The following is a 12188-nucleotide window of genomic DNA, read 5'->3' as shown; positions in this document are numbered from 1 at the left end:
ATCCGCGCCCGGCGGCCGATGTGACAAAAGGGCGACAAAGCCGTCAGCCATGCCTATATGCCGCGCCAACCAGCACGCGCGGCGAGTATCCATGTTGACGACCAATCCATTCGACGACGACAAACTGCGCGAGGAATGCGGCATTTTCGGCGTATCGAACGCCGATGGTGCCGCCGCGCTGGTGGCGCTCGGGCTCCACGCGCTCCAGCATCGCGGCCAGGAGGCGGCGGGCATTTCGAGCTTCGACGGCGCGCTGTTCCACACCCATCGAGCGATGGGGCATGTCGCGGGCAATTTCGACCGTCCGGAGGTGATCGAGGCGCTGCCGGGACGAGTCGCCGCCGGCCATGTGCGCTATTCGACCACCGGCGAGACCGCGCTGCGCAACGTGCAGCCGCTCTATGCCGACCTCGCCACCGGCGGCTTTGCGATCGCGCACAACGGCAACATCTCCAATGCGGCGCATCTGCGGCGCGAGTTGGTCCGGTCGGGTTCGATCTTTCAGTCGACGTCGGACACCGAGACGATCATCCACCTGGTCGCGACGTCGAGCTACCGCACGCTGCTCGACCGGTTCATCGATGCGCTGAAGCAGGTCGAGGGGGCGTATTCGCTGATCTGCTTGACCGAAAGCGGCATGATCGCGTGTCGCGACCCGCTGGGCATCCGTCCGCTGGTCATGGGGCGGCTGGGCGACTCGGTGATCTTCGCGTCGGAAACCGTCGCGCTCGACGTCGTCGGGGCGGAGTTCGTCCGCTCGGTTGATCCCGGCGAGCTGGTGATCGTCGAGGGCGACAAGGTGACGTCGGTGCGCCCCTTCGCGCCGGTCGCGGCGCGGCCGTGCATCTTTGAATGGGTCTATTTCTCGCGCCCCGATTCGATCGCGGAGGACCGATCGGTCTATTCGGTGCGCAAGGCGATCGGCGCACAGCTGGCCGACGAAAGCCCGGTCGACGCCGACCTGGTCATTCCGGTGCCCGACAGCGGCACCCCCGCCGCGCTGGGCTATGCGCAGCGATCGGGCATCCCGTTCGAGCTGGGCATCATCCGCTCGCACTATGTCGGACGCACCTTCATCCAGCCAGGCGACAAGGTCCGTCACCTGGGCGTCAAGCTGAAGCACAATGCCAACCGCGCGCTGATCCAGGGCAAGCGCGTCGTCCTGATCGACGATTCGATCGTGCGCGGCACGACCAGCCTGAAGATCGTTCAGATGATGCGCGAAGCCGGCGCAGCGGAGGTGCACATGCGCATCGCCAGCCCGCCGACGCGCCACAGCTGCTTCTACGGCGTCGACACGCCCGAGCGCGCCAAGCTGCTAGCCGCGCAGCTCGACGTCGGCGGCATGACCGATTTCATCCATGCCGACAGCCTCGCGTTCATCTCGATCGACGGGCTCTACAAGGCGCTGGGCGAGGCCGGGCGGGCGGCCGTGCGACCGCGCTATTGCGACGCCTGTTTCACCGGCGATTATCCCACCCCGCTGACCGATTGCGACGAACGCGCGGCCGGGCAGCTCGAACTGCTGGCGGAGTGAGCGACGCGATGACCGACCCTGCAAAGCCGCTCGCCGGCCGGACCGCGCTGATCACAGGCGCAAGCCGCGGCATCGGCGCCGCGACCGCCCGCGCGCTCGCAACCGCGGGCGCGCACGTCATCCTGACCGCGCGGACGACCGGCGGGCTCGAGGAAGTCGAGGAAGCGATCCACGCCGCCGGCGGCACGTCGACCATCGCGCCGCTCGACCTGGCGCAGACCGACGGCGTGGCCCGGCTGGGCAGCGCGATCGCCGGGCGCTGGCCGACGCTCGACCTTCTCGTGCTCAACGCCGCGACCCTGGGGTCGCTGGCGGCGGTGCCGGCGTTCGATGCCAAGGAAGTCTCGAGCGTATTCACACTGAACGTCAGCGCGCAGGCGGCGCTGCTGACTTCGTTCGACCCGCTGCTGCGCGCGGCACCCGCCGGCCGGATCATCGGCCTGACCTCCAGCGTGGCGCGGCAGCCGCGCGCCTATTGGGGGCTCTATGGCGCGTCCAAGGCCGCGTTCGAGAATCTGCTGCTCGCCTATGCCGAGGAAGTGCGCAACGTCAGCAAGGTTCGCGTCGCGATCGTCGATCCCGGCGCCACGCGCACCAAGATGCGCGCGCGCGCCTATCCCGGCGAGGACCCCGCCAGCGTCAAGCCGCCGGAGACGGTGGCGGAACGGATCGTGGCGCTGGCCGCAAGCGATTTCGAGACCGGGCACTTCGAACGCGTGGGGTGAGGCTGCGCTGCGTCCTTCGATGCGCCGCTTCGACAAGATCGGCGGCTACTCAGGATGAGCGGTCCCTCTTGAGATAAAACATCATATAGCCCCGCTCATCCTGGGTAGCGGCTGAGCGGCGGCGAAGGCGCGTATCGAAAGACGCAGCGACAACCCCGACCCTACTCCACCGCCGCCAGCACCTTCGCGACGAACGCCAGCCGCTGGGCGGAGAGATCACGCCCAGTCGCGCTCGGCCAGGACGAGGTGATCGCGATCACGGTGCGGGTCGCGGGGTCGATGACGATGCCCTGGCCGAAAATCCCCTGCGCACCGAAGCGCCCGCCGGGATAGGTCCACCATTGATAGCCATAGCCGAAGCCCGGCGCGCCGATGCTGGCGAGTGGCGCGGTCGCGGTCTTGAACCAGTCGGGCGGCACCTGGCCCGCCCCGCCTTCGAGCGCGAACAGCCCCATGCGGGCATAGTCGCGCAGCGTGACCGACAGGCAGCAACCGCTGATTTCCTGACCCGAGGGATCGACCATCCAAAAGGCATCGCGCTGCATGCCCGTGGGTTTCCAGACCTTCTCGCTCAGATAGTTGGCGAGCGGCCGTCCGGTCGCGCGGGTGACGAGTACGCCGATCAGGTTCGTCTCTCCGGTCTTGTAGACCCACTTCCTGCCCGGTTCAGCCTCGCGCACCAGCGTTCGCATATAGGCGACCGTCGGGTCGACGCCGGGCGGCGCGGGCTTCGCATAAAGCCGGGCGACGTCCGAGTTCGGGTCGGTATAATTCTCGTTCCACTTGACGCCGGAGGTCATGGTGAGGAGCTGCGCCACCGTCACGCCGTCATAGCCGCTGCCGGCCAGTTCGGGGATGTAGCGCGTGACGGGATCGTCGACCGACTTGATCGCACCGTCACGAATAGCCGCGCCGACCAGGGTCGAGGTGAACGACTTGGCGACTGAAAAGCTGGTCCAGCGCTGGTCCGGCCCGAAACCGCGCGCATAGCGTTCCAGCCGGACGCGGCCGTCCTGAACCACGATCAGCCCGGTCACATTCTGCGCCGCCATGAACGCATCCACGTCGGCGGCGGGCAGCGGCAGCGGCTCGCCGGCGGGCAGCGCGCGGACCTTGCCGCCCGCCTTGACGATATGGCCCGGGAACAAGGTCTCCATCGCCATGAAATTGCGGTCGCGCTCGGCCTGCGACCAGAACAGCACGCGTGCACCGACCTGGCGCAGACCGTCGGCATTTTCGGGCGTCAGCGCGACCTGTGGCGAAGGGATGGCGGCATCCGTCGCCACGCGCGTGCCCTGCGTCGTCGCGCCGCATCCGCCCAGCGCCAGCGCGAGCGCACCTGCACAGGCCAGTCTCGTCCAAACGGTCATGTCTTCCCTCCCTTGACCAGCGTGACTTGAACCACATCGATGCCGCCACCCGCGAAGCCGCCCTCGCAATACATCAGATAGTAGCGCCACAGGTCGACAAAGCCGCGATCGAGATCGGCCGGCAGGCGCTGTTCGGCAACCGCGCGGTCGAGCGCGTGCCGCCATTCGCGCAGCGTGCGGGCGTAGTCCGGGCCGAATGCGTGCGGATCGCGCCATGCAAGCCCGTGGCGTTCGGCCAGCGCACGAAAGCGTGACGTTGACAGCAGCATCCCGCCGGGAAAGATATAGGTCTGGATGAAATCGACATTGGCGGCATAGGCGTCGAAAATCGCGTCGTCGATCGCGATATACTGGATCGCCGCGCGGCCGCCGGGCTTCAGCACGCGCGCGATCGTCGCCAGATAGTCGGACCAATAGGCCTGGCCGACCGCCTCGACCATCTCGATGCTGGCGACCGCGTCATATTCCCCATCGACATCGCGATAGTCGGTGATCGCCACCGTCACCCCGTCGAGCCCCGCGTTGCGCGCAATCGCCGCTTCGGCCTGATGTTCGGACAGGGTAATCGCATGAACCCGTCGACCGGCACGCGCCGCGCGTTCGGCAAACGAGCCCCAGCCACAGCCGATTTCCAGGATGCGCTCGCCCGGCTTCGTTCCGGTGCGCGCCAGGATGGCGTCGAGCTTGCGCGCCTGTGCCGCCGCCAGATCGTCGCTCGTGTCGAACAGCGCGCTCGAATAGGTCAGGCTCGGGTCGAGCCACAGCCGGTAGAAATCATTGCCCAGGTCATAATGGTAACGGATGTTGCGCCGCGCACCCGCCCGATCGTTGTGGTGAAGCCAGTGCAGCCATCGCTTGACCGCGCGCGTCGGGCCGCTGGCGCGCGCGAGATTGCCGAGCGGCACGCGGTTGCGCATGAACAGGTCGAACAGCGGCACCGGATCGGCGCTGCTCCACTCCCCCTCCGCCCAGGCTTCATACCATCCCGCCGAACCGCCGGTGACGAGGCGCAGCAGCGCCCGCCAGCTGTGTACCCGCACTTCCGCCACCGGGCCGGGCGATCGCGCGCCCAGAAAGCGGGTGGTCCCGTCGGGCAACGACGCCTCGATCGTGCCCGCCGCCAGCCCGCGGTCGAGCCGGTCGAGCAAGCGGTGAAACGCCGGCGCGAGCCAGCGCAGCGTGCCCCGCCCCGCGACCGGCGAGTGGGTTTTGCGGCCGGTGCGGCGTCCCCGATTGCGTGAGGGTGCGTTCATCGCGCCCCTCAATGCACGCGACGATGACGGCTGCAAGTCGCAACCGCGCCGTTCAGGCGATTGCCTTCACCGCCGCCAGCGCCCGTTCGCGCGCGGCGCGGTGCGCGATGATCTTGCGCGGATAGTCCGACGGGCGCTCGCCGGCCGCTTCCGGATCATGGATCGCATCGCCGCGCACCCCGGCCAGCTCCGGCACCCAATGGCGGATATAGGCGCCGGCATCGAACTTTTCCGACTGGCCGAGCGGCGCCATAATCCGCACGAACATGTTGGAATCGATGCCGGTCCCCGACACCCATTGCCAGTTGGTCGCGTTCGACCCGTAATCGGCATCGACCAGCGTGTCCCAGAACCAGCGTTCGCCCTCGCGCCAGTCGATCAGCAGATGCTTGATCAGGAAGCTGGCCGCGATCATCCGGACGCGATTGTGCATCCAGCCGGTGGCCCACAGCTGGCGCATCCCGGCATCGACGATCGGATAGCCCGTCTGCCCGCGCGTCCAGGCTTCGAAATCCCGCTTCACCGCCGCATCGCCAAGCGCGCGCCATTCCAGCGCGTCGAACTTGTCGCGCGCGTTGCGCGAGGCATAGTCGGGAAATTGCAGGATGACGTTCTGGGCATAATCGCGCCAGCCAAGCTCGCCCAGAAAGGTCTCGACCGATCCGCCGCGATCCATCGTGCGGTGCCAGACATAGCCGGGCGAGACCTCGCCGAAATGCAAATGCGGGGACAGGCGCGACGTCCCCTCGACGCTGGGCAGGTTTCGCGCATCGCCATAGGCCGACGCACGGTCGAGGAACGAGTCGATGCGCGCCCGCGCACCCGCCTCGCCGGGGGTCCATTCGGCCTCGAAGCCGGTCGCCCAGTTGGGTCGGGTGGGGCGCAGGCCCCAGTCGTCGAGCCGCTCGCTCTTCGGCCATCGCGCGGGCGAGGGAATTTCGCGCGGACGCTTGGCGGGCGCGGGCGGCGGCATATGATCCTGCAGCGCGCGCCAGAACGGGGTGTAGATCTTGTAGGGCTGACCGCTGCCGGTCGTCACCGATCCGGGCGGGACCAGATAGTTGCCGTCATGGCAGACCAGCTCGACCCGCTTCGCCAGCGCGCGTTCGGCATTGCGCCACCAGGGCTCGTAATGGCGCAGCGCATGGACCCGCGTCGCGCCGGTTTCCTCGGCCAGCCTGGCCAGCACATCGTCGACGCGGCCCCGGCGCAGAATCAGCCGCGAGCCCTTTTCGTGGAGGGTGGCGTCGAGTGCGGCCAGGCTGTGGTGCAGCCACCAGCGCGACGCCCCGCCCATTTTGCGGTGCTTGGGCGTCTCGTCGTCGAGCACATAGACGGGGATCACCGGGCCTTCCGACGCGGCGGCGGCAAGCGCGGCCTGATCCGACAGGCGAAGGTCACGGCGGAACCAGACGATGGTGGGCGCGGTCAAAATAGTCTTCCTGTCAGGCGGCGGTGGCGTGCGATGCCGGCATGTGCGCGGCGTAGGTGGTGGCGAGCGTCAACAGCGAGGCGACATGGCGGTCGGCGACTTCCATGGCGTCATGGCCGTAACCGCCGCCGAGCGCGCTCGCCAGCGGTACCCCGCGCGCAGCAAGGGTCCGCGCAATCCAGGTGTCGCGCGCGACCAGCCCCTCCCGGCTGAGCGCCAGCCGCCCGAGCCGATCGCCCGCGAACGGATCGACCCCGGCCTGATAGAGCACGAGGTCGGGCGCGAAATCGTCGAGCAGGGGCATGAGCGTCGTCGCGAGCGCATCGAGATATTCGGCGTCGCCGACCCCGTCGGGCAAGGCGACGTCGAGGGTCGAGCGCGCCTTGCGCACCGGAAAATTCTTTTCCGCATGGATCGAATAGGTGGCAATGCCCGGCCGCCCGGCGGTGAGCGCGGCGGTCCCGTCGCCCTGATGCACGTCGCAATCGACGATCAGCACGCGGCGCGCATCGCCCGCCTCGACCAGCCGGACCGCGGCGATCGCCAGATCGTTGAACACGCAGAATCCGGCGCCGGTGTCGGCCAGCGCATGATGGCTGCCCCCCGCGGTGTTGGCGGCGAAACCGTGCGATTGAGCCAGACGCGCGGCGAGCCAGGTGCCGCCCGGCACCTTCTGCGCGCGCGCGGCGACGGTCGGGGTCACGGGAAAGCCGATGCGGCGTTCCTTCTCGGGCGGCACGCGCGCGGCGAGCACCTGATCGACATACTCGGCATCGTGCACCGCCTCCAGCCAGTCACGCGGCATCGCCTCGGGCGCGTGCCAGACGATCGCCTCGTCCCGGGCGCGCAACAGGTCGCGAACCAGGCCGTTCTTGTTCCACTCATAGGCACTGCGCGCGGGCGCGGCGGCGACATAGTCGGGATGGTGGACGATGTGGATCACCGCACCTAGGTAGAGCCGGGCCCGCCCGCTTCCAACCGTGCCGAAGGACCATCCGGTGAACGACGTCTCCACCCTGCCCTATCGCCCCTGCGCCGGCGTGATGCTGATCAATCGCGACGGCCATGTGTTTGTCGGCCAGCGCATGGATTCGACACTGGAGGCGTGGCAGATGCCGCAGGGCGGGATCGACCCGGGCGAAGACGCGCTGACCGCGGCGATCCGCGAACTGGGCGAGGAAACCGGCGTGACGCCGCATCTCGTCGAGCTGATCGCGCAGGCCCCCGACGAGCTGTGGTACGACCTGCCCGACGCGCTGATCGGCAAGGTGTGGCAGGGCAAGTGGCGTGGCCAGCGTCAAATGTGGTTCGCCTTTCGCTTCCTGGGCGAGGACCACGACATCGACATCGCAACGGCGCATCAGGAATTTCGCGCCTGGCGCTGGGCCGACCCGCGCGAGCTGCCCGCCATCGTCGTCGACTTCAAGCGCGCGCTCTATGAGGACGTGCTCGCCGCGTTCGCGCCGTGGGTCAGCGCGGGCCCTACGGATCGGGGTGCGCCCGGACAAGCTGGATGACCTGAAGCATTGCAATCAGCGACCGGGCACGGGCTTCGTTGACATGCGCGATTACGACCGCCAGTCCGGCCCCAGCCATGCCTCCGCCGATCGCCGACGGATATTGTTCGAAAATCCGCGCCAGCCACGCGGGCGACATCTGGGCGGCGAGTGCAAAGACGGTCAGCGGAACGGTCACATAGGCGAGCAGCAGCAGCCGCGCGAAATAGGTCTGGCGGTCCTGGTTGATCTGCGCCAACGCCAGCAGCGATGCCACCTCGGCATCGCTGCGCGATGCTACGATCGCCACAACGCGCGCAAAGCCGCGATTTCGCATCAAGCCCGAAATCGAGTCGAACGGCGTGCGGCTGGCAAAGCTCGCCGCGCCGACCTGAGGCACCAGCAGGCGCCATGCCGGAAGGCAGGCAAGCAAGGCACGCCAGTGCGACAGCAGGACGCGCTCGTGCATCTCGATCATGCGATACCGGCCCCTGTTCCACCCAGGCCCTCCTTAGAAGTCCGTGCCGGCGGGTCCAGTCGTTCAGCTCTCGCGCACGCCGGAACGCGCGCGGATTGCGGGTGGATTGCTTTGATCTTGCCCTATTCCGCGCTTAGGTTAGCGCGCGTGCGCCCGTCCCTCCCCTTGTTCGCCGCCGCTCTGACTTCGTTCGCGATCGCCGACGCGAGCGCACAGGGGCGCCAGGATGCCCCGCTGTCGCCCGACCTTACGCGGATGCTCGAAGCCGCGTTGGCCAGCGGCAACGAGGCGGAGGTCGAGGTGATCGCCAAATATGCGCGCACGATCAGCCCGGAAAGCACCGATGCGATCAACGCGCTTGCCAATCGGTGGAAGGAGGAACGCCGCGAAGAAGCCGTCCAGCGCATCCGCGACGCAACTTTCTGGGAACTGGTCGAAGGGCGGATCGAGCTGGGCGGGTTCCAGACCACCGGCAACACCGACAATATTGGTGCGCACGCGATCCTGGACGTGAAGCGCGAAGGGCTGGTGTGGCGGCACAAGCTGCGCGGCATGATCGAATATCAGGAAAGCAACGGCGTGCCGACGCGCGAACATTACCTGTTCGCCTATGAACCCAACTACAAGATCAGCGACCGCCTCTACGCTTATGGTGCCGCACAGTTCGAAAGCGACCGGTTCTTCGGCTATTCCTCGCGCTATTCGACTTCGCTGGGGGTTGGCTACAACGCGATCCGGCGGCCCCGGCTGACGCTGGATCTCGAGCTTGGCCCGGCCTATCGCGCGACCGACTTCACCAATTCGCCCGACGAGAACAACGTCGCCGCGCGCGGTTCGCTCGACCTGATGTGGAAGGCGACGGCAGGTCTGACGCTGACGCAGAACGCATCGGCCTATCTGCAAAGCGCCAACAGCACGGTGTCGAGCGTGAGCGCGATCAACGCGCGGCTGATCGGGCCGCTGTCGGGGCGCTTTTCCTATACGGTGCAGTATGAAAGCGACCCGCCCGCCGGCCGGCAGACCACCGACACGACCAGCCGGGCGTCGCTCGTCTATCAGTTCTGAGCACGCCGAGCCGGGTTCCGTTGCGTCGCCGAACCGGCTAGGGGACGCGGCATGAGCGGATTGAGCGCGATCGAGCGCGACCTTGTCGACCATGTCCGCGCCGCACCGATGCTGGCGCGGACCGAACGCTGGGTGGCGATCAACAGCGGCACGCGCAACCTGGCGGGGGTCGCGGCGATGGGCGCGACACTCGCCGACGCATTCGCCGCACTGCCCGGCGACGTCGCGCTCGTCGCACCCGATGCAGTCGACAGCGTGAGCACGGAGGGCGAGGTGCGCGCGATCGGCCATGGCCACCACCTGCACCTGACCGTCCGCCCCGATGCGCCGGTGCAACTGCTGTTTACCGGCCACATGGATACCGTGTTCGGCGCGGATCACCCGTTTCAGCAGGCGCGGTGGCTGGATGACGGGACGCTCAACGCGCCGGGAGCCGCCGACATGAAGGGCGGGCTGGCGCTGATGCTCGCCGCGCTCGAAGCGGTGGAGGCGAGCCCGGTCGCCGATCGCTTCGGCTATGAGGTCGTCATCAATTCGGACGAGGAAACCGGGTCGCTGTCGTCCGCCGGCCTGATTGCGCGCGCGGCGGCTGGAAAGCGCGCGGCGCTGACCTACGAGCCCGCGCTGCCCGACGGGACGCTGGCGGGCGCGCGGGGCGGCACCGGCAATTTCTCGATCGTCGTGCGGGGGCGCAGCGCCCATGCGGGGCGCAACCCCGACGACGGCCGCAATGCGATCGTCGCGGCGGCGGCGCTGGCGGTGCGGCTGGCGGCGGGGAAGGATGACGGCCTGTCGGTCAATCCGGCGCGCATCGACGGCGGCGGACCGAACAACGTCGTCCCCGACCTGGCCATCCTGCGCGTCAATTTCCGCCCGCGCAGCGTCGACGCGATCGCGCGTGCCGACACGCTGCTCGACGAAGCGATCGCCGCGGTTACCGCGGCGCATGACGTGGCGATCGCGCGCCACGGCAGCTTCAACCGCCCGCCCAAGCCGATCGATCCCGGCGCGGAGCGGCTGTTCGCGCTCGTCGCCGCGGCCGGGTCGGACCTGGGCATCCCGGTCAGCTGGCGCGCGACTGGCGGCGTGTGCGACGGCAACAATATCGCGGCGTGCGGCGTGCCGGTCATCGACACGATGGGCGCGCGTGGCGGTGCCATCCATTCCGCCGACGAGTTTCTGATCCCCGACAGCCTGCCCGAGCGCGCGGCGTTGAGCGCGGTGACGATCCACCGGCTGGTCACACAGGGGCTTTCATGACGTTCGTGATCCGCGCCGCCACCGACGGCGACCTCAAGCATCTTTATGAAATGGCCAAGCTGACCGGCGGCGGCTTCACCAACCTGCCGCCCGACCGCCCGTCGCTGGAGGCGAAGCTAGCGCGCAGCCACGCGGCCTTCGCACGCGACGAAGGCAGCCTGGCCGACGAGTTGTTCGTCATGGTGCTGGAAAACGCCGCGACCGGCGAAGTGCGCGGGACGTGCCAGATCTTCAGTCAGGTGGGTCAGCGCTGGCCGTTCTATAGCTATCGACTGGGCACCGTCACCAAGCATAGCGAGGCGCTCAATCGCACGTTCCGCGCCGAATTGCTGTCGCTGGTCAACGATCTGGAGGGGGCGAGCGAGGTCGGCGGGCTGTTCCTGCACCCCGGCGAGCGTGCCGGCGGGCTGGGGCTGCTGCTGGCGCGCAGCCGCTACCTGTTCATCGCCGCGCATCGCGAACGTTTCGCCGACCGCATCCTGGCCGAGCTGCGCGGCGTGATCGACGAAGCGGGCGGGTCGCCCTTCTGGGACGGCGTGGCTGGCCGCTTCTTCGGCATGAGTTTCCAGGAAGCCGACCAGTTCAATGCGATCCACGGCAACCAGTTCATCGCCGACCTGATGCCCAAGCACCCGGTCTATACCGCGATGCTGCCCGAAACCGCGCGCCAGGTGATCGGCCGCCCGCACCCCAGCGGCCGCGCCGCGATGCGGATGCTGGAGAATGAGGGCTTCGCGTTCGAGAATTATGTCGACATCTTTGACGGCGGGCCGACGATGATCGCGCGCACCGATCAGGTGCAGAGCATTCGTTCGGCGCGCCAGTCGGAGGTCACCGGGCTGAGCGATGCCGGCGAACCGGCGCTGATCGCGACCGGAAGGCTGGGCAGCTTCCGCGCGACCCAGGGCTGCGTCCAGCCGCAGCATGACGGCGTGCTGATCGACGAGCGCAGCGCGGAATTGCTGGGCATCGCGACCGGCGACGTCATCCACCACGTCGCGCGCTGAAACAGGGGACCCTCATGCTGCGGGAAATCAATTTCGACGGGCTGATCGGCCCCAGCCACAATTATGCCGGGTTGAGCCCGGGGAATCTGGCGGCGACCCGCAACTCCGGCAATATTTCCGCGCCACGCGCCGCCGCGCTGCAGGGGATCGAGAAGATGCGCGCCAATCTGCGCCTGGGGCTGGCGCAGGGCATCTTCTATCCGCTCGCACGCCCCGACCACGCATGGCTGGCGTCGCTGGGCACGCGCTACGCCGACGCGCCGCGGCATTTGCAGGCCCAGGCCCTGTCGGCATCCGCGATGTGGGCCGCCAATGCCGCGACCGTGTCGCCCGCCCCCGACACCGCCGACGGCAAGTGCCATTTGAGCGTCGCCAATCTGGTGACGATGAAGCATCGCAGCCATGAATGGCCGGGCACGCTCGCGCAGCTGCGCGTGGCGTTTGCGGATCCAGCGTTCGTCGTCGACGCCCCCGTCCCGCCGCCGTTCGGCGACGAGGGCGCGGCCAACCATATGCGGCTGACCCGCACGCATGACGCGGCGGGGCTGGAGGTGTTCGTCTATGG

The 12188-nt window shown here is 68.3% G+C and carries 12 protein-coding genes; 7 read left to right on the top strand and 5 right to left on the bottom strand.

The window, feature by feature from the left end; genetic code table 11:
* Window positions 1-91 precede the first annotated feature (91 nt).
* Window positions 92-1537 (top strand): amidophosphoribosyltransferase, encoded by a 1446-nt coding sequence (gene purF / locus AX709_RS12510; protein ID WP_066479618.1) that lies wholly within the window; start codon window positions 92-94, stop codon window positions 1535-1537.
* Between the two features lie 8 nt (window positions 1538-1545).
* Window positions 1546-2262 carry an SDR family NAD(P)-dependent oxidoreductase gene (locus tag AX709_RS12505; protein WP_066549785.1) on the top strand — a complete coding sequence of 239 codons (717 nt, stop codon included), beginning with the start codon at window positions 1546-1548 and terminating at the stop codon, window positions 2260-2262.
* A 161-nt stretch (window positions 2263-2423) separates the two neighbouring features.
* On the opposite strand, the gene AX709_RS12500 is transcribed toward AX709_RS12505, so the two are convergent.
* The 4 genes from AX709_RS12500 to AX709_RS12485 are packed head-to-tail and all read right to left on the bottom strand — an operon-like array spanning window position 2424 to window position 7260.
* The gene (locus AX709_RS12500; RefSeq protein ID WP_066549679.1) at window positions 2424-3632 is read right to left on the bottom strand and encodes a serine hydrolase domain-containing protein; all 1209 of its coding nucleotides are present in this window, start codon (window positions 3630-3632) and stop codon (window positions 2424-2426) included.
* A complete protein-coding gene (locus AX709_RS12495) occupies window positions 3629-4885 on the bottom strand; it encodes an SAM-dependent methyltransferase (RefSeq protein ID WP_066549678.1) in 1257 nt (418 codons plus the stop codon). The genes AX709_RS12500 and AX709_RS12495 overlap by 4 nt, the downstream gene beginning before the upstream one ends.
* 52 nt (window positions 4886-4937) lie before the next feature.
* Window positions 4938-6317 carry a cryptochrome/photolyase family protein gene (locus AX709_RS12490; RefSeq protein ID WP_066549677.1) on the bottom strand — a complete coding sequence of 460 codons (1380 nt, stop codon included), beginning with the start codon at window positions 6315-6317 and terminating at the stop codon, window positions 4938-4940.
* 13 nt (window positions 6318-6330) lie between these two features.
* Window positions 6331-7260, bottom strand: a complete 930-nt coding sequence (locus tag AX709_RS12485) for a histone deacetylase family protein (RefSeq protein WP_066549673.1) — start codon at window positions 7258-7260, stop codon at window positions 6331-6333.
* Window positions 7261-7315: 55 nt separating this feature from the next.
* Here AX709_RS12485 and AX709_RS12480 point away from each other — a divergent pair, with 55 nt between their 5' ends.
* On the top strand, window positions 7316-7834 hold the full coding sequence (locus AX709_RS12480) for an RNA pyrophosphohydrolase (RefSeq protein ID WP_066549782.1): 519 nt from the start codon (window positions 7316-7318) through the stop codon (window positions 7832-7834).
* Here AX709_RS12480 and AX709_RS19205 read toward each other — a convergent pair.
* On the bottom strand, window positions 7800-8291 hold the full coding sequence (locus AX709_RS19205) for a hypothetical protein (protein WP_066549671.1): 492 nt from the start codon (window positions 8289-8291) through the stop codon (window positions 7800-7802). The genes AX709_RS12480 and AX709_RS19205 overlap by 35 nt on opposite strands.
* Before the next feature lie 147 nt (window positions 8292-8438).
* On the opposite strand from AX709_RS19205, the gene AX709_RS19200 reads away from it, so the two are divergent.
* The 4 genes from AX709_RS19200 to AX709_RS12455 form a co-directional block, all read left to right on the top strand.
* The gene (locus AX709_RS19200; protein WP_066479630.1) at window positions 8439-9356 is read left to right on the top strand and encodes a DUF481 domain-containing protein; all 918 of its coding nucleotides are present in this window, start codon (window positions 8439-8441) and stop codon (window positions 9354-9356) included.
* Window positions 9357-9407: 51 nt separating this feature from the next.
* Window positions 9408-10616, top strand: coding sequence for a hydrolase (locus tag AX709_RS12465; protein WP_197432036.1), 1209 nt, complete (start codon window positions 9408-9410; stop codon window positions 10614-10616).
* Window positions 10613-11623, top strand: a complete 1011-nt coding sequence (locus tag AX709_RS12460; protein ID WP_066549669.1) for an arginine N-succinyltransferase — start codon at window positions 10613-10615, stop codon at window positions 11621-11623. Before AX709_RS12465 ends, AX709_RS12460 begins: the two co-directional genes overlap by 4 nt.
* Before the next feature lie 14 nt (window positions 11624-11637).
* Window positions 11638-12188, top strand: a 551-nt coding sequence (locus tag AX709_RS12455) for an N-succinylarginine dihydrolase (RefSeq protein WP_197432035.1), incomplete at its 3' end; no start/stop codon positions are given.

It is taken from the genome of Sphingomonas sp. CCH15-F11, assembly GCF_001557005.1.
GTDB lineage: Bacteria > Pseudomonadota > Alphaproteobacteria > Sphingomonadales > Sphingomonadaceae > Sphingomonas.
Note: the sequence above shows the minus strand (reverse complement) of the source record. Positions and strands in the feature narration are given on the sequence as shown.